We start from the raw sequence: 21,375 nt of genomic DNA, 5'->3' as shown, positions 1-21,375 counted from the left end.
AGATACCCAGACCGTTAGGCAGTACCAACACGTGTCCCGTCCTCCCGACGGCACGACCGAGATCGCCGTCGCCCCCGCGGCACGGCGACTCCCGTCGACGCCGCTCTCCGTCGTATTACTCGCGCTCACGCTGGTCAGCATCGTCCTCGCCACCGCGTTCGGCGCCGAACCCATTCCCGTCGGCGATGTGTGGCACACCGTTGTCGGCCGTCTCACCGGAAACGACATCGATTCCGCACACGCGGTGATCATCTGGGATCTGCGACTCCCCCGATCGGTCCTGGCCGCGATCGTCGGAGCCGGACTCGCACTCGCCGGTGCCCTGATGCAGGCTCTGGTCCGCAATCCTCTGGCCGAGCCCTATCTGCTGGGTGTGTCGGCGGGCGCCGCGGTCGGGGCCACCGCGGTCATGACCCTCGGCATCCTCGCCGGCCTCGGGGTGTGGTCGCTGTCCGGCGGTGCCCTGCTCGGCGCACTCGCGGCGTCGGCCACCGTGTATGCCGTGGCCCGCGCCCAGGGCGGCCTCACCGCCCTGCGGCTCATCCTGTCCGGAGTGGTCCTCTCCTCGGCGTTCATGGCGTTGTCGTCGCTGCTCGTGTTCACCGCCGCCGACCCGCACGCCGCCGACAACGTGATGTTCTGGATGCTGGGCAGCGTCGCCGGCGCCACGTGGGCCAAGGTCCAGATCGCGGGCGTCGTCGTGGTCGTCACCGTGCTGGCGATGCTGGCGATCCACTCGTGGCTCGACGCCTACGCCGCCGGCACGGACACCGCAACCTCCCTCGGGGTCCCGGTACGGGCGATGCGCAACGCGCTGTTCGGGATTCAGGGCGTACTGGTCGGGGTGCTGGTCGCCGTCGCGGGCGGCATCGGATTCGTCGGCCTCATCGTCCCGCACGCGGCCCGACTGATGGTCGGCGCCACCCACCGCGCCATGTTGCCCGTCGCCGTCTGCGGCGGCGCACTGTTCCTCGTGTGGGTCGACGTGATCTCACGGGTGGCCGCCGCCCCGCGGGAGATGCCACTGGGCATCGTCACCGGGTTGATCGGCGCGCCCATCTTCCTGTTCCTCATGGGTCGACGCCACTACGTGTTCGGCGGTGGCTCATGACAGGCGGCGGCCGCACGCAGGCGATGACCCTGCGTGCCGAAGACCTCGCCTGTCGCCGTGGGAACCGCACCGTCCTCGACCACGTGGACCTCGATGTCCCCGCCGGCACGAGACTCGCCATCGTCGGACCCAACGGAGCGGGCAAGAGCACCCTGCTCCGAACCCTGTGCGGTCTACAGCATCCCGTCGCGGGCAGGGTCGTGGTCGACGGCGCCGATCTCCGTCGCATGCCGCCTCGACGCCGCGCACAGTCCATCGCCGTCGTGGGCCAGGAGGAGCAACCCTCCGCCGAGCTCACCGTGTCCGAGGCTGTGAACCTGGGCCGCACTCCCTACCGATCGGCCTGGGCGACGGGAGATTTCGACGACGCCGCGATCGTGCGCGCCGCCATGGCGAAGGTGGGCCTCGACGGCTGGGAGAACCGGTCGTGCACGCACCTGTCGGGCGGTGAACGTCATCGGGTCGTCCTCGCACGCGCGCTCGCCCAGCAGACACCGATCCTGGTTCTCGACGAACCGACCAACCACCTCGACGCGGCATGGCGACTGCGTCTGATGCAGGTCCTCGACGACGTGGAGTCGACCGTCATCGCGGCAATGCACGACCTTGATCTCACACTCCGTCATTTCGATTCCGTCGCAGTCGTTTCCGACGGCCGGGTCATCGCACACGGCCGCCCGGTCGACGTGCTGACAACCGGACTCCTCGCGTCGGTCTTCGAGGTCTCCGGCACCGTCGTCGATCACCCCACGACCGGCTCGCCCCATCTGCTACTCACCTCCGCACCGTCCCCTTCCACACAGACACTCACCAAGGACATCCCGTGACCATTCGTTCGACCCGAATCCGCCCCGCCCTCGCCCTCGCCGTCACCGCGATGACCCTCGGCACGACCGCCGCGTGCGGCACCGACACCGGAGCCGCATCGAAAGACACTGTCACGGTCACCAATTGCGGATCAGAGGTCGCCTTCCCGCAACCCCTGAACCGCCTGTTCGTCAACGACGGCGGCATGATCGCCATCGCCCTGGCCGCCGGGGCCCGGGACAAGATGGTGGCGGTCAGCGCACTCGCCCGTGACAAGGATGTGCTGCGGCTCGAGTACGGATCGCAGGTCGACGGCCTCAACGAGGTCGCCCCGGAATCCCCCTCGCTGGAGAACATCGTCGGCGCCAAACCCGAGGTCCTCTACGCCGGATACAACTACGGCATGAGCGAATCCCGCGGCATCACCCCGGAGATCCTCGCCTCCCACGGAATCGACGTCTACCAACTGTCGGAGGCCTGCCGGCAGGTCGAGGGTGAGGCGCAGCGCGGCACCATGGATCCGTGGGTCGCGCTCGACACCGACCTCCGCAACATCGGCACCATCACCGGCAACCCCGAGCAGGGCGCCGACGCTGCCGACGACATCGCCGGTCGCCTCGACAAGTTGCGCGCCGCACCACAACCCGCTGACAAGCCCACGGTCTTCGTCTTCGACAGCGTGTCCGACACCATCTTCTCGTCGGGCTCGTTCGGCGGCCCGCAGGGCATCATCGACGCCGCAGGTGCCCGCAACGCGACCGCGGACATCGAAGACACCTGGACGACCGTCAGCTGGGAACGGCTCACCACCGCCGACCCCGACCTCATCGTGTTCGTCGACTACCCCGGTCAGACGGTCGAGCAGAAGATCGAGGCGCTGAGGACCAATCCCGCGAGCCGGAACCTGAAAGCGGTGCGCGAGAACCGATTCGTCAACCTCCCCTACGCCATGTGGGTGTCCAGTCCGCTCAACATCGACGCGGCCGAGACCCTCCGGGCCGTCCTCGAGAACCACGGACTGGCACCCGAATCGGGGATCACACCGACCCTGGACGTCACCGAGCTCGACCTCGGGGGCAACAACTTGCTGAGGTGAGGCCCACACGCGGGCTCACGGTCCCGTGGACCACACAACCTCCGTTGATACGGACCTCGTCAGCGGCCCTAACATTGGCCACCGACACACCGAGGTATTCAATAGCACTGCACAGCAGTACTTTTGGCCTCGCTGTGCGTCCACTTTCGTGTACACTCGAACATACATTCGCAGCAACGGTTCTCGGGGGAGGTGACCGTCATGACCGTTACTCAACGCAACGACGGCACCGACGTGCCGTCCCCGCGTGCGGTCGAAGTGGTGGCCGATCTCCACCACCTCCTCGACGAACTGCAGTCCGTGGACCTGTCGCCGTGTACCGATGCCGAGTTGGCTGATGTGGCAGCCGATACCGAACGCGCCATCGCGCGGTTGACCGTCGCCGGCGACCGGCAGATCGATCAGGTCGAAGCCCGCGACCTCCCCCGCAAGACCGGCTGCCGAACCCTCATGCAGTTCATGACCCATCGGCTACGCGTCTCGAACCCGATGCGTCGCCGCAAGCACATGGACGCCACCGCCACCCGCACCAGCCTCGGCGGCGACGTCCTACCGCCCGAACACCCCGGGCTCGCCGAAGCATTCGCACAAGGAACCGTCGGCACCGCCCACGTCCAGGCCACCCTCGACGTCCTCGACCGCATCCCACTGGCCGTCGAACACGATGTACGAGTCGCCGCCGAACGACACATGGCCGAGATCGCCACCGACCACACCCCCGCCGACATCACCCAACTCGGCGCGCGGCTCCTCGCCCACCTCGACCCCGACGGCACCCTGGCCGACGACTCCGACCGCAAACGGCGCCGCAACCTGTGGATCAACCGCCAACGCGCCGACGGCACCGCCAAGATGACAGCCACCCTCACCCCCGAGCTGGCTGCCCGGGTGACCATGTTGCTTGCCGTCTGGGCCAAGCCCGGCATGAACAACCCCAACGACCCAGACTCGCCCACCGGGTCAGTCGAGGACGCCTACCCCGACACCCTCGCCGCAGCAGCCGAACGCGACGACCGCACGCCCGCCCAGATCAACCACGACGCACTCAACGCCCTCCTGAAAGCGGTGCTCGAAGACGGACTGCTCGGCAAGTCCCACCGCGGCCTGCCCGTGCAACTGATCATCAAAGCCGACCTCGGTGACCTCATCCGCGAAGCCGGACTGGCCACGACCGCCACCGGAACCCTGCTACCCATCCCCAACCTCATCGCCCTCGCCGGCGAGATCCAACCCTGGTTGGCGATCTTCAAAGATCACACCACCGTTCCGCTGCACTTCGGGCGCGGCAAACGTCTCGCCACCCGTGCACAACGCCTCGTCTCTTTCGCCCGCCCCGACGGGGAAGTCTGTTCCGCGCCTGGTTGCGACCAACCCGCCACCCACGTCGAACTCCACCACGCCCAGAAAGACTGGGCCAAAGGCGGTCTCACCGACATCGACGACCTCGCCCCGGCCTGTCCGCGACACAATCGGATGGTCGGTGATCAGCCCGGCCAGTACACCACCCGCATCGAACGGTCCGGACCCGACGAAGGCCGCTGCGTCTGGCGACTCAACACCGAACCGGGAGCACCACCCAACCCCGAACACATCAACCGCCGACCCGACATACCCCGGCGGTTCGCAGAACATCTGAACACCGTGCGCGACGAGATCCACGGACCACCAACGCCGTCTGGCCATGACGCACGCCCAGATGACCTGCGCCTGAACACCAGCCACGTCATCGACGTCCGACCACCGCGACCCGGACCACCCCCACCCCGGCCCTCGCTCGTCGAAGCACAGCTCACGTGGCTTCTCGCCAGCTGAACCATGCTCATGAAGAACAATGTGCAGGGGCTCCTACATTGGCGCTCGAGCGCGATCAGCGCATCCCGAACACACGCGAGGGGCCCGGCATCGAAATGCCGGGCCCCTCGTGTGGAACTTGGGAAAGACTACGCCTGCGGTGCTTCCGCGAAGTTGCGGCTCACCTGCGGGTCGACCGGGATACCCGGGCCCGTCGTGGTGGAGACGGTCACCTTCTTGATGTAGCGACCCTTCGCTGCCGACGGCTTCGCACGCATGATCTCGTCGTACGCAGCGCCGTAGTTCTCGGCGAGCTTGGCCGGGTCGAACGACGCCTTGCCGATGACGAAGTGCAGGTTCGCAGCCTTGTCGACGCGGAAGTTGATCTTGCCGCCCTTGATGTCGTTGACGGCCTTGGTGACATCGGTGGTCACGGTGCCCGTCTTCGGGTTCGGCATCAGGCCGCGGGGTCCGAGGACACGCGCGATGCGGCCGACCTTGGCCATCTGATCCGGGGTGGCGATCGCGGCGTCGAAGTCCAGCCAACCGCCCTGGATGCGCTCGATCAGGTCCTCGGCGCCGACCTCGTCGGCACCGGCGGCGGTGGCCTCGGCGGCCTTGTCGCCGGCGGCGAACACGATCACACGGGCGGTCTTACCGGTGCCGTGCGGCAGATTGACGGTGCCTCGAACCATCTGGTCTGCCTTACGGGGGTCGACGCCCAGGCGAATCGCGACCTCGACGGTCGCGTCGGTGTTCTTCGACGACGTGTCCTTGGCCAACTCCACAGCCTCCAGCGGGCTGTACAGCTTGGTCTTGTCGACCTTCTCGGCCGCGGCCGCGTAGGCCTTGCTCTTCTTGCTCATTGCTCTGTTCCTTCTCCGCCGTCAGTCGGCGGGGTGTGTGGTGCGGGCCGAGCCGGCCCTCCCACGGGATGTTCGTAAGTGGAGATCAGCCCTCGACCGTGATGCCCATGGACCGAGCAGTACCGGCGATGATCTTCGCGGCCTGGTCGATGTCGTTGGCATTGAGGTCTTCGGCCTTGGTCTTGGCGATCTCACGGACCTGGTCCATGCTCACCTTGCCGACCTTGTTGGTGTGGGGCTCGCCCGAGCCCTTCTGCAGGCCGGCGGCCTTCAGGAGGAGCTTCGCAGCCGGCGGGGTCTTCAACTTGAAGTCGAAGGAGCGATCTTCGTACACGAAGATCTCGACCGGGATGACGTTGCCGCGCTGCGACTCGGTCGCGGCGTTGTACGCCTTGCAGAACTCCATGATGTTCACGCCGTGCTGACCGAGCGCCGGACCCACGGGCGGGGCCGGGTTGGCCTGGCCTGCCTGGATCTGGAGCTTGATGATCCCGGCGAGCTTCTTCTTCTTGGGAGGCATCTTATGTTCCTTGCTTGTTTTCCTTGCGAATTCACGCCCGCTGGAGACGTGAAAGTCTGTGTGGTCAGTCCGAGAAGCTGGAGATCAGATCTTCTCGACCTGGTTGAACCCGAGCTCGACCGGCGTCTCGCGACCGAAGATCGACACGAGCACCTTGACCTTGCGCTGCTCGGCGTTGACCTCGCTGATCGATGCCGGCAGCGTGGCGAACGGGCCGTCCATGACGGTGACCGACTCGCCGACCTCGAAGTCGACCTCGATGACGTTCGACGCGGCGGCAGCTGCGGCCTCGACACCGTCGGCGGCCGATCCGCGCGATGCGGACGGCTTCTTCGCCTCGACACGCGGCATCAGGAACTGCAGCACCTCGTTGAGCGAGAGCGGCGACGGCTTGCTGGTCATGCCCACGAAGCCGGTGACGCCCGGGGTGTTGCGCACGGCGCCCCACGACTCGTCGTTGAGTTCCATGCGCACGAGGATGTAGCCCGGCAGCACCTTGCGGTTGACCTTCTTGGGCTGACCGTTCTTGATCTCGGTGACCTCTTCGGTCGGGACCTCGACCTGGAAGATGTAGTCACCGACGTCGAGGTTCTGCACGCGGGTCTCGAGGTTGGCCTTGACCTTGTTCTCGTAACCGGCATAGCTGTGGATCACGTACCAGTCACCGGGAGCGCGCCGCAGCTGCTTGCGCAGCTCCTCGACCGGATCCACCTCGGCTTCTTCGGCAGGAGCCTCGTCCGCGGGCGCTTCGGCGTCGGCGTCCTCGGAGACGGTGTCCTCGGCGGGGAGTTCGTCGCCCTCGACGGCACCCGACTCGTCGACCGTCGAGTCCACGGCCGCCGCAACATCGGCGTCTGCCGAGTCGGTCGTGGCCGCATCGACATCGGCGTCCGTCACGTCGACGGATTCGGTCGAGGCGAGTTCGTTCTCCGGGGTGCTCACTGCAGCCCACGCTCCTTATGGTTCATCTCGCGGTCGTACTTCTCGTCGCCCGGCCGAGCCCACCGCGTGGGTCAGCCGAACAACCAGAGCACGCCCTTGGCGAAGGCGAGGTCGAGGCCGGAGATGAACGCGGTCATCACGATGACGAACACGAGCACGACGATCGTGTACGTGATCATCTCGCGCCGCGTCGGCCAGATGACCTTCTTCAGCTCGGCGACGACCTGCGTGAGGAACAGCCAGATCCGAACGAACGGATTCCGGCTCTCTCCCGCAGACGCCTTCTTCTTCGTCTTGCGTTCCTTGACGGCGACCGACGACCCCGAATCGGAGTCGGTGTCCCCATCGGTTGCACCCGCCGACGAGCGACGTCCGCGAGCCGAGCGCTTACCGGACGGCCGCAGCTCCTTCGCGGTGTCGGCCGACTTCTCGTCGTCCGTTCCCGCGTCGGTGGCCTCGTCGCGACCGTCGAGCTCAGCCGGATCCGCCGCAGAACCCTCAGCGGCTTCTTTGGCGCGGGCTGCCCGGTCTCGCTTGCTCAACTTCGCGGTCCTCTCGTCAACGTGTGCCCTTCACCAGGGCAGGGGCGACAGGACTTGAACCTGCAACCTGCGGTTTTGGAGACCGCTGCTCTGCCAATTGAGCTACGCCCCTTTGCGACGCCCTCACCGGGGTGGGTGGCGTTGCCGTCTTCTCGACCCGGCCTCTCGGCCACGTCGACGATTCGTCGCCGACAAAACCAACGCGCCACCCTATGGGTAGCGCGCAAGTCTGAATCAATCAGACACTTCAGTGTAGATCACCGGCACCGTGGAACCCAAAACGGCCTCCGTGGCACCTTGCCGTCGACCGTACACGAGCACCCTTCGGCGTCCGTGGCCGTGCCGATCGGCTCAACCGGATCACAGCTCAGTTGAACTGGATGACCGCCTGCGCACGGCCGAAGATCCGCCGGTCACCCTGCTTGGCCGTGATCGCGATGGTGCCGCGACGGGTCTCGGGGTCGAGGGACTTGACCTTGCCGCTGAAGTCGACAGCCGCACTGTCGTTCGCAGGCACGTAGACGGGACTGGTGAACCGGACGTTGTACTCGCAGAAGGCCGCCGGGTCGCCGATGAACTCGGAGATGAAGCTGGCGCCGAGGCCCATCGTCTGCATGCCGTGGGCGACGACGTCGTCCATACCGGCCGCCTGGATGACGTGATCGGAGAAGTGGATCGGGTTCGGGTCGCCCGCGACACCGGCGTAGTTCGAGAGGTTGCCCCGGGTGAGCAGGTACCGCTTGGCGGGGAGTTCCTGGCCCTTCTCGAGGGTGTCGAAGTCGATGGCGCCGTAGGCGCCGGGTGACTGTGTCGGGTCGGGCAGCTCGTATCGGCCGGCCTGGGGTTCGACGGTGTGTCCCGGCTCGCCGATGGCGTCGATCTTCATCATGACGTGGTCGAGCGAGGCCTCGAGCTCCGGATCGACGTCCATTCCCGGACGCGCCGCCAGGGAGGTCCAGGTGGTCATCACCGGCTCGTCGTGCTGATTCCAGATGACGTTCTTGGTGACCATGAGATCGATCATCTCGGGGCTGCTGACGTGGCGGAACGACTCGAGCGAGACGTCACAGATCAGCCGGTCCCCCACCTTCATCGGCTGGTGGTACACCAGTCGCTGGTCGGTCTGCATGATCTGCCACATGTCGTAGCCGGTGATGACGTCTTCGAACAAACGGCGCTGGGCGATGATGCCAAGCACCGACACGTAGGTCGGCGCGGCGATCAGGGTTTCGTGCCCGTACGACCGCGCACCTTCTTCACTCCAGTGGGTCGGGTGCGCGTCCTGCACGGCCATCGCGTGCTTGCGGACCTCTTCCCGGCCGATCTCGTAGTAGTCGTCGACGGTGTAGTGGAAGCCGACCAGCGTCTGCGTGTGGGCGGCGATCTCCTCGGGGGTCATCTTGGCGGCCGGGGCGCCGGTGTCCGCGTCGTCGATCCGATCCCGGGTGGCGCTGACGTCTGACATTGATCGATGCTCCCTTCGGCAAGTCCCACGCTTACCGCTCTTGTGGCGAACTGTCCCCGCATCCGGCCCCCGACAGCAAGACGGGCCGCCTCGAGACGAGGCAGCCCGTTGCTGGTTGTACTACCGGAATAGCCGACGTCTGGGTCAGCGCGATTCCTTGTGCGCCTGATGTTTGCCGCAGTTCGGGCAGAACTTCTTGATCTCGAGGCGATCGGGATCGTTGCGGCGGTTCTTCTTGGTGATGTAGTTACGGTGCTTGCACACCTCGCATGCCAAGGTGATCTTGGGGCGAACATCTGTTGAGGAGGCCACTTGATTGCCTTCTTTCGGGTGGTACGTGGTCGGGTTCGGCAGTTCCCTCAGGGCTTGCGACCCTTGCGCTCGGTTCCGGTCGGACCCGATGTGTAGCGGTGGAGGGACTCGATCCCTCGACCTCACGATTATGAGTCGTGCGCTCTAACCAGCTGAGCTACACCGCCCCGCGGACTTGTCGTCCAGCGAGCCCCCTGACGGAATCGAACCGTCGACCTTTTCCTTACCATGGAAACGCTCTACCGACTGAGCTAAGGGGGCGTGCCCCGGTCATTTCTGTCCGAGAGCCTTAACGAGGTTACACATCCGCCTCTGCGCTAGCCAAATCGCGGGTGAGCGACTGTCTGAAGTGCAGTTCGTGGACGTGGTACCACGCTGTGGCAGGTATAGGATTCGAACCTATGTAGCTTGCGCGACGGATTTACAATCCGCTCCCTTTGGCCGCTCGGGCAACCTGCCGTGCCGCTCTGCGGGCCGTGATCCACAGCCGTTCGAACAACGCCGTGAAGAATACAACGAACCATGTGCCCGCGCGCAAACCGGCTGGTCAACCTGCTCCTGTCGCCATGACATACGCTGGTGCCCATGGCTGATTCATCGTTCGACGTGGTGAGCAAGATCGACCGCCAGGAGGTCGACAACGCCCTCAACCAGGCCGCGAAGGAACTGTCGCAGCGCTACGACTTCCGCGGCACCAACACCGGCATCGAGTGGTCCGGCGAGGAGAACATCGTCATCACCTCCGACGCCGAGGAACGTGCGCAGGCCGGCCTCGAGGTGTTCAAGGAGAAGCTGATCCGGCGCGACATCTCGCTGAAGGCGTTCGACGCCGGCGAGGTCGTGGGCTCGGGAAAGACCTTCAAGATCACCGGCACCCTGGTCCAGGGCATCGACTCCGACCACGCCAAGAAGATCTCGAAGAAGATCCGCGACGAGGGCCCCAAGGGCGTCAAGGCACAGATCCAGGGCGACGAGCTGCGGGTGTCGAGCAAGAAGCGCGACGATCTGCAGGCGGTCATCTCGCTGCTCAAGGGCGAGGATTTCGGCATCGCCCTGCAGTTCGTCAACTACCGCTAGGCCGGTCGCCGCAGGCGCCGGAAACCTGATCGCGTCCTGCGTCGTTTGACCGTACGAGGGCGCCTGCACTCCTCCGCCGAGCTCCCCGGACCGCCCGGGGAGCGGCCGGAGTCCCAGTCCAGCGGCGCCGGACAGACGAGGACCCGATGCATTTCAACGGAGTGAAGACCGCGGCACTGCTGGGCCTGATGTCGGCGATCATCGTCGGCATCGGCGCCCTGTTCAAGAGCCCGTTGATCCTGTGGGGTTCGGTCGTCGTCGCCGTCGGCATGAACGCTTACGTCTACTTCAACAGCGCGAGGATGTCGTTGCGGGCGATGCACGCCCAGCCCGTCACCGAACTGCAGGCGCCGGTCATGTACCGGATCGTCCGCGAGCTGGCGACCACCGCGCATCAGCCGATGCCCGCGCTCTACATCTCCCCCACCGAGTCGCCCAACGCCTTCGCGACGGGCCGTAATCCCAAGAACGCAGCGGTGTGCTGCACCACCGGCATCCTGCAGCTGCTGAACGAACGCGAGCTCCGCGCCGTACTCGGCCACGAGCTGTCCCATGTCTACAACCGCGACATCCTGATCAGCTCGGTCGCGGGCGCGATGGCCGCGGTGATCAGCGGACTGGCCAACTTCGCGATGTTCATGGGCGCGTTCGGGAGCCGCGACAACGCACCCAACCCACTCGCGATGCTCCTCATCGCGCTGCTGGGTCCGATCGCGGCGTCGTTGGTGAAGATGGCCGTCTCCCGCTCCCGGGAGTTCCAGGCCGATCAGTCGGGTGCCGAGCTCACCGGGGATCCGCTGGCCCTCGCATCAGCGCTGGCGAAGATCTCCGGCGGGGTCCAGGCCGCGCCGCTGCCACCGCAGCCCGACATCGCCGCGCAGTCCCATCTGATGATCGAGAGCCCGTTCCGCGCGACCGACCGGATGGCGCGCATGTTCTCGACTCATCCCCCGACCGCCGAACGTATCCGGCGCCTGCAGGAGATGGCTCGAGACGGCCGCTGACTGCTAACCGACGCGCTCGATCGTGTAGTCCACCAGCGACGCCAGCGCGCGGTGGGCCGGCGACTCCGGGAGCTCGGCGAGCATCGCGTGTGCCTCGTCGGCGAAGTCCTGGAGCTTGGCCCGCGCAGCGGTCATGCCCGCCGACGAGCCGAGCAGCTCGATAGCCTCGGCGACCTCCGCGTCGTCGGTCAGCGGCCGCGATGCCCCGCCGTCGGCGACGAGCAGTTCCCGCAGACGGACCGATGTCGCGTCGTCACCGGCCAGCGCGTAGAGCACCGGCAGCGTGTGGACGCCTTCCCGCAGGTCGGTCCCGGGCGTCTTGCCCGACTCCACCGACACCGAGCTGATGTCGATGATGTCGTCGGACACCTGGAAGGCGACGCCGACGATGTCACCGATCCGCGACAGACGTTCGATGTCCTCGGCGCCGGCCCCGGAGGCCATCGCGCCGAAGCGTGCCGCCGCGGCGATCAACGACCCCGTCTTCTCCCAGACGACCTGCAGGTAGTGGTCCACGGGGTCGGCCCCCGGCTTGGCGCCGACGGTCTCGCGCATCTGTCCGGTGACGAGCTCGGCGAAGGTCTCGGCGATGATCCGCACGGCCTCCGGGCCGAGAGTCGACACGAGTCGGGACGCCCGCGCGAACAGGAAGTCACCGGACAGGATGGCCACGCTGTTGGTCCAGCGGGCGTTGGCGCTGGGAGCGCCTCGCCGCATCGCGGCCTCGTCCATGACGTCGTCGTGGTAGAGCGTCGCCAGGTGGATCATCTCGACCACGGTGGCCGAGGTGATGACGTCCTCGGAATCGGGCTGCGGGCCGAACTGGGCGGCCAGGATCGCGAACATCGGCCGGAACCGCTTGCCGCCGGCCCTGGCGAGGTGCGTGGCGGCCTCGGTCATGACCTCGTCACCCGAGGAGAGCTCACTCAGCAGCAGGTCCTCGACCTTCTGCAGTGAGGAGCGCACCGTCTCGGCGAACTCATCCGACACCAGGTCCACCCCGGCGAATGTGGACTTCACGTGAACGCGGCCCCATCTCGTCTGATCCGGCAAATCGTCTCTCGGCGGATGCGCGTTCCCGCGACGACCCCACCTGCCTGCTGAGCCTAGCCCGTCGCCGGTGCGGACATACTGGTCGGGTGAGCACGGACACGACGCCGCCCGAGCGCATCCCGCCCGAGGTTCCCGGCGGCCCCTCTGCGGCCGATTCCCACCCCGTTTCCGCCGACGGCCTTCCCGGGCATGCGGACGTCCTGGTCGTGGGTGCGGGACCGGGCGGATCGGCAGCCGCGGCGCACGCGGCGGCAGCGGGACGCGACGTCGTACTCGTGGACGCTGCGGTGTTCCCGCGCGACAAGACCTGCGGCGACGGCCTCACCCCGCGTGCGGTCGCCGAACTCGACGCCCTCGGACTCGGTGGACTCCTCGCCGACCGTCCGCGTCTGGACGGCCTGCTGCTGAACGGATGGGGAGCGCGCCAACAGGTCCGGTGGCCGTCGGGACGGTTTCCCACGTACGGCAGCGCCGTGGCCCGGACGGAGTTCGACGACGCCATCCGTGTCCACGCGGTGTCGTGCGGAGTGCGAATGGTGCAGGGCGCCAAGGCCGTCGACGTTACGATGGACGGCGACCGCGTGGGTGCGGTCACCTTCGAGACCTCGTCGGGATCGCACTCGATGACGGTGCGCGACCTCATCGTCGCCGACGGCGTCCGCTCCGGGCTCGGCAAAACCCTTGGCCGACAGTGGCATCGAGATACGGCATACGGTGTCGCCGCCCGCGCCTATGCACCGTCGGCGCGCGCGGACTCGCACTGGATGGGCTCTCACCTCGAGCTCCGCGGACCCGACGGCAGCCTCCTGCCCGGATACGGCTGGGTCTTCCCACTCGGCAGCGCGGGCGGCGGCCTGGTGAACGTGGGCGTGGGTGCGCTGGCGACGTCGAAACGCCCAGCGCACATGGCACTTCGGCCCATCCTCGAGCACTATGCGGCCATGGTGCGCGACGAGTGGGCGCTCGGCGGTCCCCCGGTACGTATCGCGTCCGCGCTGCTGCCGATGGGCGGCGCCGTGTCCCATGTCGCGGGCCGCAACTGGATGCTGATCGGCGACGCCGCCGCGTGCGTCAACCCGCTCAACGGGGAGGGGATCGACTACGCGCTGGAGACGGCGCGGCTGGCCGTCGAACTCCTCGGCGCCGACGACTACACCACCCGCTGGCGCGACATCCTGGTGGAGCACTACGGACTGGCGTTCTCCGCCGCGCGGCGGCTCGCGGGCCTGCTCACCATGCCCAGCGCGGTGCCCACCCTGGGCCGCCCCGGGATACGGTCCCCTCAGCTGATGTCGCTGGTCGTCCGGGTGATGGGCAATCTCATCACCGCCGAGGACGCCGACCTCGTGGCGCGGGCGTGGCGTACGGCCGGACGCGTCTCGCGGCAGGTCGATCCGCGGCCCCCCTTCTCCTGACCGAGCCGGCCACCGCCGCCACCCGCATGGCGCGATGAGACGATGGAGCGGTAGTGTTCCAATGCGTGTGGCGCCCGCCACACGTATGCAAGAATCGTGCCCAGCGTCGATCCGATGCCACCCGACGTTCCAGGAGATGCAAGATGTCCACCGCATCCACCCTCGCCACCCGAGCCAAGCACGCCGTCCAGAACCGGCTGGCGCAGCGCTACCACCTCCGCGGCGAGATCGACCACATGGACGCGGTCAACGATCCGACTGCGGTCGCCCAGGCCCTCGCCACCCGCGAGTTCCCGTGGGGCAACACCCAGGCGCTCAGCTTCGCGCTCTTCCGCACCTACGCCGTGCCGTCCATCGGCGATCTGCTGTACAAGACGAGCCAGTTCACCGAGTCGACGCAGAAGCGCTACGACGACACCGTGCTGTTGCTCGACGCCCCTCTCGAACACGGCGTCGACAGTCCGGCCGGTCGCGCGGGCATCCGTCGTATCAACCAGATGCACGGCATGTACGACATCCCCAACGGCGACTTCCTCTACGTGCTGGCCACTTTCGTCGTGTGCCCGGTCGAATGGATCAATTCCTACGAGTGGCGCAAGCTCACCGGTCACGAGGTACTCGGACTCACCAACTACTACCGCCGGCTCGGACAACTCATGGGCATCAAGGACATCCCGGAGACCTACGACGAGTTCAAGAGGTTCTACGAGGACTACGAGACCGCGCACTTCGCGTTCAGTCCCGACTCGCTGGCCGTCGCCGACGCCACCCTCGACCTGATGGGCACGTTCATGCCCTACAAGCTGCTCCCGCGAGCAGTGGTGCGCCGGATGTCGTTCGCGCTCATGGACGACCGCCTGCTCAACGCGTTCCGGTACCCGAAGCCCACGGCCGTCGAACGCGTGCTGGTCCGCGGTGGCCTGAAGGCGCGCGGTCTGGCGATCCGGTTCTTCGCCTCACCGCGCACCGAGCCGCTCTTCGGACGGCAGACCAAGCAGGTTCGCAGCTATCCCAACGGATTCCAGCTCGACGAGCTCGGCACGTTCGCCCCGGGATGCCCCGTCGAGAAGCCATCCGGGGAGAAGTCGGCTCCGACCGCCGGATGCCCGGTGCCCCACGACGCTCTCGCACCGGCACAGCAGGCCGCCAACTCCTAGAGCGGCCCGGCGCCCCTCAGGCTCGGGCGGAGTGGATCGCGGCGATCCCGCCGGTCACGTTCTGCCAGCGAACCTGCTCGAACCCGGCTTCGCGGATGAGATCACCGAGTGCGAACTGATCCGGCCACGCCCGGATCGATTCGGCGAGATACACATACGCAGCCGGGCTGCTCGACACCTTCGTCGCGACCGCGGGCAACGCCCGCATCAGGTACTCCATGTACACCGTGCGGAACGGCTTGAGGGTCGGTGTGGAGAACTCGCAGATCACCAGTCGCCCACCGGGTGTGAGTACTCGTCGCAGTTCGGCGAGGGCCTTCGGGACGTCGTTGACGTTGCGCAGGCCGAAGGAGATGGTCGCGGCGTCGAACGATCCGTCGGCGAACGGCAACGACAACGCGTCCGCCGCGACCTTCGGCACGTCCCGGTGGGCTCCCGCCTTGAGCATGCCGAGCGAGAAGTCGGCGGCGACACAGTGGGCTCCCGAGGAGGCGAGCTCGACCGTGGACACCGCGGTGCCCGCAGCGAGATCGAGGACGACGTCGCCGGGCTTGAGGTCGAGCGCCCGACGTGTCTTCCTGCGCCAGCCCCGATCCTGTCCGAACGACAGCACCGTGTTGGTGATGTCGTAGCGGCGCGCGACGCCGTCGAACATGGCCGCGACCTCGGCCGGGTCCTTGTCCAGCGTTGCCCGTTCCGGTGGTGTCGCGCCCGTCGATGCCATGCCGCTCACGCTACCGGGCGCCACGTGCACACCCGCCGTGAGGTGCGCCGACTCGATCGAGCGGTCCATGCCTGTTCAGGCGGGTCTGCCGACCTCGGTGGCGACGCCGTTCCCGATCGTGTCGGCGTAGTGACCGACGAGCTCGGCACACACCGACGGCCACGTACGCGCCCGGACGGCCTGCACCGCGGCGCGTCCGAAGGCCGAGCGCACGGACTCGTCCCGCAGCGAGTCGACGATCCCGGGCAATGTGCCGGCGAACTCGGAGACCTCGAGGAGGTAGCCGGTCCGGAACGGTGACACCAGGTCCCGAGGGCCGCCGGCGTCGGGACCGATCACCGGCAGTCCGCTGGCCATCGCCTCCTGGATGGCCTGACAGAACGTCTCGTGTTCGCCCGCGTGCACGAACACGTCGAAGCTGGCGTAGGCGCAGGCGAGGTCGTCGCCGCGGAGTTCGCCGGTGAACACCGCGTCGGGCATCAGGCGCTCGAGACGTTCACGCTCGGGACCGGCACCGACGACGACCACCTGGATGCCGCTGTTGCCGGACAGGCCGGCGAGCCGTTCCACGTGCTTCTCCGGTGCCAGCCGGCCGACGAATCCGACCACCATCCGATCGGTGGTGTCGGCCGCATGACCGAGCCACCGCCCCCGGAGCGCGTCGCTGCGCTTGGCCGGCGAGAACAGGCCGACGTCGACGCCGCGGCCCCACCGCTTCAGCCGCGGTATCCCGTGGGCGGCGAGGACGTCCAGCGTGGCCGTGGACGGCGCGAGGGTGAGGTCGCACATCTCGTGCAGCCGGCGCGTGTACCGCCATGCCAGCCTTTCCACGGCACCGAGACGGTAGGCGGCCGCGAAGCCCGCGACGTCGGTCTGGAAGACCGCGACCACGGGTACGTCGAGGGCGCGGGCGGCCATCGCACCGGCCGCTCCGACGACGAACGGGGACGCCAGGTGGACGACGTCCGGCCGGAAGTCGCGCAGGGCCCGGTAGAGCAGTGGCGACGGCACGCCCACCGGGAGCGAGGTCACACGCGGCACCTGGACCGCGGGCAGCAGGTGGACGGGGGTTCGTCGACCGACCAGCCGCGGCCCGCCGGGGACCCCGCGCGGGGTGTCGGGGGCGATGACGACGACGGTGTGTCCCGTCGACTCGAGGTGGTCGACGATCCGGAGGACGGAGTTCACCACCCCGTTCATCTGGGGCAGGAAGCTCTCGGCGACGATCGCGACGCGCATGGTCCCGATCGTGACCGGTCCACTTGACCAGCCCGGTCGATCGACGTGTCGCGCCGCCCAATTCGCGGTGAACTCGTCGTGGCCGCCGAGGTCGGTGCGCCACGCACCCGGTCCGGGCAGAGTGGGTGTGTGGCCGAACCCGAACTGTTGCTGCTGAGCCGATGGCTCACGCCCGTCCCGCAGTTCCTGACGCCACTCGTCGGACGCGGTGGTCGGGTCGGTTATGTGCCCACCGCGTCGTCGATCTATCCGGAGCAGGACTGGCTGGATCTCGAGCGCGGAACACTGCGCGATCAGGGGTACGACGTGATCGATCTCGATCCGGAGTCCGAGGGTCGCGTCGCCTTCGCCCGACGGCTCGGGACTCTCGACGCGCTCTTCGTCGCGGGCGGCAACGTCTTCCACCTGTTGGGGGCGCTCCGCCTGTCCGGAGCCGACCGCCCCATCGTCGACGCGGTGCGGGCCGGACTCCCCTACATCGGGGTCAGCGCGGGCGCTGCCGTCACCGGGCCCGACATCGAGCCACTGGGCCTGCTCGACGATCCCGGCGAGGCCGCTCCCCTCGACTCGACACGGGGTCTCGACCTCGTCGATGTCACGGTGATCCCGCACGCGGAGGGCACGGTCGGTGGAACCGGACCGGTCGATGCGACGCGCGAGCGCTTCGCCGGTTCGCATCGGCTGCACTTCCTGCGCGACGACGAGGCACTCGTCGTCTCCGGCGGGACCGCCACGGTCATCCCGGGCTGACGGTCTCGTCCCGGTCGGCGTCCGGCGCGTGCCGGTCGGTGGACCTCTCGTCGTCGGAGGCGCTCGAGTCGCCCGCGCCCCGGCGCGCCCGTCGACGGCTGAACTCCGCGACCCCGACCATCAGCAGGCCGATCACGAGCCAGGCGCCGACTACGACCGACAGGGCCGGGATGATCGACAGCATCGCGGTGCGGCCGGTCGGGCGGGCGAGGTCGGGGTTGTACACCGCGTAGTCGACGCTGATGCGCTGACCCTCGCTCAGCTCGGTGGGATACAGCAGCCCGAAACGCGGGCTGTGGAACGATCCGTCGGGCGTCTGGAAGTTCACCGCAGCGTGCAGGCTGTCCACCGACACCACCTCGGCCATCACGGTGGCCCGGCTGGCGTCGATCGTCGCGTCGTTCTTGAAGCACCCGGCGATCAGGGTCAAGCCCATGAACGTGATCGCCACGGCGACGACGAGCAGACCGAGCTGCACGCGCCGCTGGATCACCGGATTCATGCCGTTCAGCCTAGCGGTGAGGGCGACGACCCGGTGTCGGCGACACCGCTCACGCCAGCCGGGCGGAGATCGCCGCGTGCACCGAGCGCAGGCGCTCGCGATCGGTCGCCACCTCGACGACCTCGATCCCACCCGCCGCCGGCGGTTCGGCGAGCACGCCGGACAGTTCCCCGACATCGACCCGGCGATGTGGGATGCGGAACCCCGCGCACATCGACGCGATGTCGGTGCGGTGCGGGGTGCCGAACACACGCTCGTACGCACCGGCATACGCCCCGGTGTTGTACCGCGGATCGCCCTGTTCGAGCAGTCCGAAGATGCCGCCGCCGTCATCGTTGGCGACGACGATGCGCAACGACCGCGGCCGCGGCTCCCCCGGTCCGATGACCAGCCCGGTCGCGTCGTGGACGAAGGTCAGATCGCCCATCAGCGCGATCGTGCGCGCACCCGAACCGTCGCGGTCGAGGGCCAGCGCAGCCCCGATGGCGGTGGAGTTGGTGCCGTCGATCCCGGCGACGCCGCGATTGGAGAGCACGCGTACGCCGTCGCCGACCCGCCCGGCCAGTGCGATGTCGCGGATGGGGTTGCTGGCGCCGACGACGAGCTGTTCACCTGCGTCCATGGCGCCACTGACCGCGCGGGCGACGTGAAGCCCGGTGGCCGGTCCCGGCGTCTCTAGTTCGGCAGTCACCGCGTCCGCGACGCGTTCGGTGACCGCGGCGCACTCGGCGAGCCAGTCCGCGCGCGGCTCGCCTGCGACCTCGATACGGGTGCCCGTCGCATACACGTTGCCCGAGACGTCGGGCCACCGCGGACCGGTGGTCAGCGCGTAGACGCGGACCTCGGGATCGGCGAGCAGTCGCGCGACCCCGCGGTGCAGGGTGGGCCGCCCGCAGATGATGGCCTGCCGCGGACGCACCGAGCCGAGGGCAAGAGGATGCAGCGGGGTCACCGCACGCGGGGCGGTCGGCTCGGCCACCGTCGGCACGTGTGCGAGACCCGGGTGCACGCCCGCTCCGTGGCCCGACACCACGACGGTGTCGAGGGAGAGATCGATGGGCAGGGGGACGTCGAGTTTGCCGACCGGGGCCTGGGTCCACGGCAGCCCGTCGGGCCGCCCGGAGAACGCACCGAGGTCCGAGGTCGGGTCCGGCGCGGCCACCTCGTCCGGGTCGGGGACGAGGGGTTCGCGCAACGGGATGTCGAACTGCACGGGTCCGGCATTGCCGGTGCGCGCGCCGCGGGCGGCGGCCAGGACGCGGCCCACCGCCGAACGCCACTGGCTGTTGGTGTCGAGATCCTGTTCGGCGAGGCCGAGACTGATCGCGGCGCGCACCTGGGTACCGAAGATCCCGAACTGCTCCACCGTCTGGTTGGCGCCCGACCCGAGCAGCTCGTAGGGCCGGTTGGCGCTGACGACCACCAGGGGCACCCGTGCGTAGTTGGCCTCGAAGACCGCGGGCCCCATGTTCGCGACCGCCGTACCGCTGGTCATCACGATCGGCACCGGCTGTCCCGAGGACACCGCGAGGCCCAGGGCGAGATATCCCGCCGACCGCTCGTCGATGCGCACATGCAGTCGCAGCCGCCCGGCGGTGTCGGCGGCATGCAGCGCGAAGGCCAGCGGCGCGTTCCGCGAGCCCGGGCACAGGACTGCCTCGCGCACGCCGCCGCGGATCATCTCGTCGACGATCACCCGGGCCTGCAGCGTGGACGGGTTCGGTCCCGACGCCTTCTGGGCCGATGGATTCATCCCACAAGCCTAGGGAGTCGCGAGTCCCGGCCGTGCGCCAGGCGGTCCCCTCACCCACCCGCGGGCACGGTCCCTACTGTGGACCCGGTGCGTCGCTGGACTCTGCTGGTTCTCCTCACCGCGGTCGCGACGCTGACCCTCGAGATCGTCGACGTCGACGCGGCGGCCCTCTTCGCGGGTCTGGTGGTCGCCGGCGCACTCGCGATCGCGGGGCGCGCACCTCACGGCGGGCCGGCCCCGTCCGAGCGCCCCGACGGCCCGGACTCACCCGAGGACCCCGAGGACCCCGAGGACCCCGAAGACCCCGAGGACCCCGACCAGCCGATCGTCCCGCGGTGGGCCTTCGTGGCGGCGCAGGGAGTACTCGGCGTGTTCATCGGCACCATGGCCGAACCCGAGACCCTGAGCGGACTCGGGTCGTCGTGGTTTCCCGTGCTGGTGATCGGCATGGGCACGCTCGCCATCTCCGTCGCGTGCGGAGCGCTCCTCGGCCTACACCGCAACGTCGACCCGCTCACCGGGTCGCTGTCACTGGTCGCGGGTGGGGCGTCGGGTCTGGTCGCCCTGACGCGGGAGTTCGGCGGCGACGAGCGGATGGTCGCCGTCATCCAGTACCTGCGGGTCGCGCTGGTCACCGTCACGATCCCGCTGGTCGCCTCGCTCGTCTTCGGCGCCACGGGAGAGGCAGGCGCGCCGGAGACCCCGCGGTGGTCCGCCGAGGGTCTGACCGACCAGGCCTGGGGGTTGCTGCTCCTCGTGGCCTGCCTCGGTGTCGGGATACCGCTGGGTCGCCTGCTGCGCATGCCCGCCGCGGGTCTGCTGGGTCCGCTGGCACTGGCCACCGTCGCCGAACTGACCGGCGTGGCCGGCGACGCGGAGGTCTCCCCCGCGCTGCTCACCGTCGCCTACGCGGTGATCGGCTGGCAGGCCGGTCTCGGATTCACGATGCCCCGCCTGCGGGCGATCGGGCGGGTGCTCCCCTTCGCCCTCGTCCTCATCCTCGTCATCGGCGCCGGTTGCGCCCTGCTGGGTGTCGCGCTCTCGGCGTGGACCGGCGAGTCGATGTTCGACTGCTACCTCGCCACGACGCCGGGCGGGATCTACGCCGTGCTGGCCGCGGCCACCGGCGCGGGCGGCAATGTGGCCTTCGTCGTCGCCGCGCAGATCCTGCGGGTTCTGCTCATGCTCTTCGTGGCGCCCTTCGCCGCGCGTCTCGCCGCACGACGGGCGTCCTGACCGCCGAGTCGCG

21 protein-coding genes and 4 tRNA genes are annotated in these 21,375 nt (G+C 68.4%); 10 read left to right on the top strand and 15 right to left on the bottom strand.

All coding sequences use genetic code 11. The features are described 5' to 3' along the window. The first annotated feature begins 31 nt into the window (after nucleotides 1-31). The 4 genes from MAY35_RS11925 (at nucleotide 32) to MAY35_RS11910 (ending at nucleotide 4,826) form a co-directional block, all read left to right on the top strand. On the top strand, nucleotides 32-1,111 hold the full coding sequence (locus MAY35_RS11925) for an iron ABC transporter permease (RefSeq protein WP_238421501.1): 1,080 nt from the start codon (nucleotides 32-34) through the stop codon (nucleotides 1,109-1,111). Continuing rightward, nucleotides 1,108-1,938 carry an ABC transporter ATP-binding protein gene (locus tag MAY35_RS11920; protein ID WP_238421500.1) on the top strand — a complete coding sequence of 277 codons (831 nt, stop codon included), beginning with the start codon at nucleotides 1,108-1,110 and terminating at the stop codon, nucleotides 1,936-1,938. The genes MAY35_RS11925 and MAY35_RS11920 overlap by 4 nt, the downstream gene beginning before the upstream one ends. A gap of 50 nt (nucleotides 1,939-1,988) precedes the next feature. Then, on the top strand, nucleotides 1,989-3,014 hold the full coding sequence (locus MAY35_RS11915) for an ABC transporter substrate-binding protein (RefSeq protein ID WP_238421556.1): 1,026 nt from the start codon (nucleotides 1,989-1,991) through the stop codon (nucleotides 3,012-3,014). Nucleotides 3,015-3,215: 201 nt separating this feature from the next. Further along, the gene (locus MAY35_RS11910) at nucleotides 3,216-4,826 is read left to right on the top strand and encodes an HNH endonuclease signature motif containing protein (RefSeq protein ID WP_238421499.1); all 1,611 of its coding nucleotides are present in this window, start codon (nucleotides 3,216-3,218) and stop codon (nucleotides 4,824-4,826) included. A gap of 128 nt (nucleotides 4,827-4,954) precedes the next feature. Here MAY35_RS11910 and rplA read toward each other — a convergent pair whose 3' ends face one another. The 10 genes from rplA to MAY35_RS11860 form a co-directional block, all read right to left on the bottom strand. Further along, entirely contained in the window at nucleotides 4,955-5,671 is a 717-nt protein-coding gene (gene rplA, locus MAY35_RS11905) for a 50S ribosomal protein L1 (RefSeq protein ID WP_238421498.1), read from the bottom strand. Between the two features lie 85 nt (nucleotides 5,672-5,756). Further along, nucleotides 5,757-6,191, bottom strand: coding sequence for a 50S ribosomal protein L11 (rplK, locus tag MAY35_RS11900; protein WP_238421497.1), 435 nt, complete (start codon nucleotides 6,189-6,191; stop codon nucleotides 5,757-5,759). A gap of 84 nt (nucleotides 6,192-6,275) precedes the next feature. Then, nucleotides 6,276-7,133, bottom strand: coding sequence for a transcription termination/antitermination protein NusG (gene nusG, locus MAY35_RS11895; protein ID WP_238421496.1), 858 nt, complete (start codon nucleotides 7,131-7,133; stop codon nucleotides 6,276-6,278). Nucleotides 7,134-7,204: 71 nt separating this feature from the next. Next, on the bottom strand, nucleotides 7,205-7,675 hold the full coding sequence (gene secE / locus MAY35_RS11890) for a preprotein translocase subunit SecE (protein ID WP_238421495.1): 471 nt from the start codon (nucleotides 7,673-7,675) through the stop codon (nucleotides 7,205-7,207). Between the two features lie 39 nt (nucleotides 7,676-7,714). Next, a tRNA-Trp gene (locus MAY35_RS11885) sits at nucleotides 7,715-7,787 on the bottom strand. A 255-nt stretch (nucleotides 7,788-8,042) separates the two neighbouring features. Then, nucleotides 8,043-9,140 (bottom strand): fused (3R)-hydroxyacyl-ACP dehydratase subunits HadA/HadB, encoded by a 1,098-nt coding sequence (locus tag MAY35_RS11880; protein WP_238421494.1) that lies wholly within the window; start codon nucleotides 9,138-9,140, stop codon nucleotides 8,043-8,045. 144 nt (nucleotides 9,141-9,284) lie between these two features. Further along, nucleotides 9,285-9,452 (bottom strand): 50S ribosomal protein L33, encoded by a 168-nt coding sequence (gene rpmG, locus MAY35_RS11875; RefSeq protein WP_003929651.1) that lies wholly within the window; start codon nucleotides 9,450-9,452, stop codon nucleotides 9,285-9,287. Between the two features lie 93 nt (nucleotides 9,453-9,545). Continuing rightward, nucleotides 9,546-9,619: transfer RNA gene (locus MAY35_RS11870), tRNA-Met, on the bottom strand. A gap of 21 nt (nucleotides 9,620-9,640) precedes the next feature. After that, a tRNA-Thr gene (locus MAY35_RS11865) sits at nucleotides 9,641-9,713 on the bottom strand. A gap of 117 nt (nucleotides 9,714-9,830) precedes the next feature. Then, a tRNA-Tyr gene (locus tag MAY35_RS11860) sits at nucleotides 9,831-9,911 on the bottom strand. A 126-nt stretch (nucleotides 9,912-10,037) separates the two neighbouring features. Between MAY35_RS11860 and MAY35_RS11855 the strand changes: the two genes are divergently transcribed. Both MAY35_RS11855 and htpX read left to right on the top strand, forming a co-directional pair. Beyond that, nucleotides 10,038-10,529 carry a YajQ family cyclic di-GMP-binding protein gene (locus MAY35_RS11855; protein ID WP_238421493.1) on the top strand — a complete coding sequence of 164 codons (492 nt, stop codon included), beginning with the start codon at nucleotides 10,038-10,040 and terminating at the stop codon, nucleotides 10,527-10,529. 146 nt (nucleotides 10,530-10,675) lie between these two features. After that, a complete protein-coding gene (gene htpX / locus MAY35_RS11850; protein ID WP_238421492.1) occupies nucleotides 10,676-11,533 on the top strand; it encodes a zinc metalloprotease HtpX in 858 nt (285 codons plus the stop codon). Nucleotides 11,534-11,536: 3 nt separating this feature from the next. On the opposite strand, the gene MAY35_RS11845 is transcribed toward htpX, so the two are convergent. Continuing rightward, a complete protein-coding gene (locus tag MAY35_RS11845; RefSeq protein ID WP_238421491.1) occupies nucleotides 11,537-12,553 on the bottom strand; it encodes a polyprenyl synthetase family protein in 1,017 nt (338 codons plus the stop codon). Nucleotides 12,554-12,786: 233 nt separating this feature from the next. Between MAY35_RS11845 and MAY35_RS11840 the strand changes: the two genes are divergently transcribed. Next, nucleotides 12,787-14,001 carry a geranylgeranyl reductase family protein gene (locus MAY35_RS11840; protein WP_238421555.1) on the top strand — a complete coding sequence of 405 codons (1,215 nt, stop codon included), beginning with the start codon at nucleotides 12,787-12,789 and terminating at the stop codon, nucleotides 13,999-14,001. Between the two features lie 143 nt (nucleotides 14,002-14,144). Further along, nucleotides 14,145-15,158: an oxygenase MpaB family protein gene (locus tag MAY35_RS11835; RefSeq protein ID WP_238421490.1), complete on the top strand. Its 1,014-nt coding sequence runs from the start codon at nucleotides 14,145-14,147 to the stop codon at nucleotides 15,156-15,158. A 16-nt stretch (nucleotides 15,159-15,174) separates the two neighbouring features. Here MAY35_RS11835 and MAY35_RS11830 read toward each other — a convergent pair whose 3' ends face one another. Beyond that, nucleotides 15,175-15,882, bottom strand: a complete 708-nt coding sequence (locus MAY35_RS11830; protein ID WP_238421489.1) for a demethylmenaquinone methyltransferase — start codon at nucleotides 15,880-15,882, stop codon at nucleotides 15,175-15,177. Between the two features lie 75 nt (nucleotides 15,883-15,957). Further along, entirely contained in the window at nucleotides 15,958-17,121 is a 1,164-nt protein-coding gene (locus MAY35_RS11825) for a glycosyltransferase family 1 protein (RefSeq protein ID WP_238421488.1), read from the bottom strand. 129 nt (nucleotides 17,122-17,250) lie between these two features. Between MAY35_RS11825 and MAY35_RS11820 the strand changes: the two genes are divergently transcribed. Continuing rightward, on the top strand, nucleotides 17,251-17,871 hold the full coding sequence (locus tag MAY35_RS11820) for a Type 1 glutamine amidotransferase-like domain-containing protein (RefSeq protein WP_238421487.1): 621 nt from the start codon (nucleotides 17,251-17,253) through the stop codon (nucleotides 17,869-17,871). Here MAY35_RS11820 and MAY35_RS11815 read toward each other — a convergent pair. Then, the gene (locus tag MAY35_RS11815) at nucleotides 17,858-18,373 is read right to left on the bottom strand and encodes a hypothetical protein (protein ID WP_238421486.1); all 516 of its coding nucleotides are present in this window, start codon (nucleotides 18,371-18,373) and stop codon (nucleotides 17,858-17,860) included. The genes MAY35_RS11820 and MAY35_RS11815 overlap by 14 nt on opposite strands. A gap of 49 nt (nucleotides 18,374-18,422) precedes the next feature. Beyond that, on the bottom strand, nucleotides 18,423-20,126 hold the full coding sequence (gene menD / locus MAY35_RS11810; RefSeq protein ID WP_238421485.1) for a 2-succinyl-5-enolpyruvyl-6-hydroxy-3-cyclohexene-1-carboxylic-acid synthase: 1,704 nt from the start codon (nucleotides 20,124-20,126) through the stop codon (nucleotides 18,423-18,425). A gap of 87 nt (nucleotides 20,127-20,213) precedes the next feature. Between menD and MAY35_RS11805 the strand changes: the two genes are divergently transcribed. After that, nucleotides 20,214-21,362 carry an AbrB family transcriptional regulator gene (locus MAY35_RS11805; protein WP_238421484.1) on the top strand — a complete coding sequence of 383 codons (1,149 nt, stop codon included), beginning with the start codon at nucleotides 20,214-20,216 and terminating at the stop codon, nucleotides 21,360-21,362. The last annotated feature ends 13 nt before the right edge of the window (nucleotides 21,363-21,375 follow it).

This window comes from Gordonia sp. 'Campus' (genome assembly GCF_022206305.1).
Lineage (GTDB): Bacteria > Actinomycetota > Actinomycetes > Mycobacteriales > Mycobacteriaceae > Gordonia.
The sequence above is the reverse complement of the archived record's forward strand: the minus strand, read 5'-3'. Positions and strand labels throughout refer to the sequence as shown.

What these genes read in the sequence shown, in the direction of transcription:
- rplA (WP_238421498.1), bottom strand. Translation starts at nt 5,671, where the DNA reads ATGAGCAAGAAGAGCAAGGCCTACGCGGCCGCGGCCGAGAAGGTCGAC.
- MAY35_RS11920 (WP_238421500.1), top strand. Translation starts at nt 1,108, where the DNA reads ATGACAGGCGGCGGCCGCACGCAGGCGATGACCCTGCGTGCCGAAGAC.
- MAY35_RS11910 (WP_238421499.1), top strand. Translation starts at nt 3,216, where the DNA reads ATGACCGTTACTCAACGCAACGACGGCACCGACGTGCCGTCCCCGCGT.
- menD (WP_238421485.1), bottom strand. Translation starts at nt 20,126, where the DNA reads ATGAATCCATCGGCCCAGAAGGCGTCGGGACCGAACCCGTCCACGCTG.
- MAY35_RS11915 (WP_238421556.1), top strand. Translation starts at nt 1,989, where the DNA reads ATGACCCTCGGCACGACCGCCGCGTGCGGCACCGACACCGGAGCCGCA.
- MAY35_RS11880 (WP_238421494.1), bottom strand. Translation starts at nt 9,140, where the DNA reads ATGTCAGACGTCAGCGCCACCCGGGATCGGATCGACGACGCGGACACC.
- htpX (WP_238421492.1), top strand. Translation starts at nt 10,676, where the DNA reads ATGCATTTCAACGGAGTGAAGACCGCGGCACTGCTGGGCCTGATGTCG.
- MAY35_RS11830 (WP_238421489.1), bottom strand. Translation starts at nt 15,882, where the DNA reads ATGGCATCGACGGGCGCGACACCACCGGAACGGGCAACGCTGGACAAG.
- MAY35_RS11825 (WP_238421488.1), bottom strand. Translation starts at nt 17,121, where the DNA reads ATGCGCGTCGCGATCGTCGCCGAGAGCTTCCTGCCCCAGATGAACGGG.
- rplK (WP_238421497.1), bottom strand. Translation starts at nt 6,191, where the DNA reads ATGCCTCCCAAGAAGAAGAAGCTCGCCGGGATCATCAAGCTCCAGATC.
- MAY35_RS11815 (WP_238421486.1), bottom strand. Translation starts at nt 18,373, where the DNA reads ATGAATCCGGTGATCCAGCGGCGCGTGCAGCTCGGTCTGCTCGTCGTC.
- MAY35_RS11835 (WP_238421490.1), top strand. Translation starts at nt 14,145, where the DNA reads ATGTCCACCGCATCCACCCTCGCCACCCGAGCCAAGCACGCCGTCCAG.
- MAY35_RS11855 (WP_238421493.1), top strand. Translation starts at nt 10,038, where the DNA reads ATGGCTGATTCATCGTTCGACGTGGTGAGCAAGATCGACCGCCAGGAG.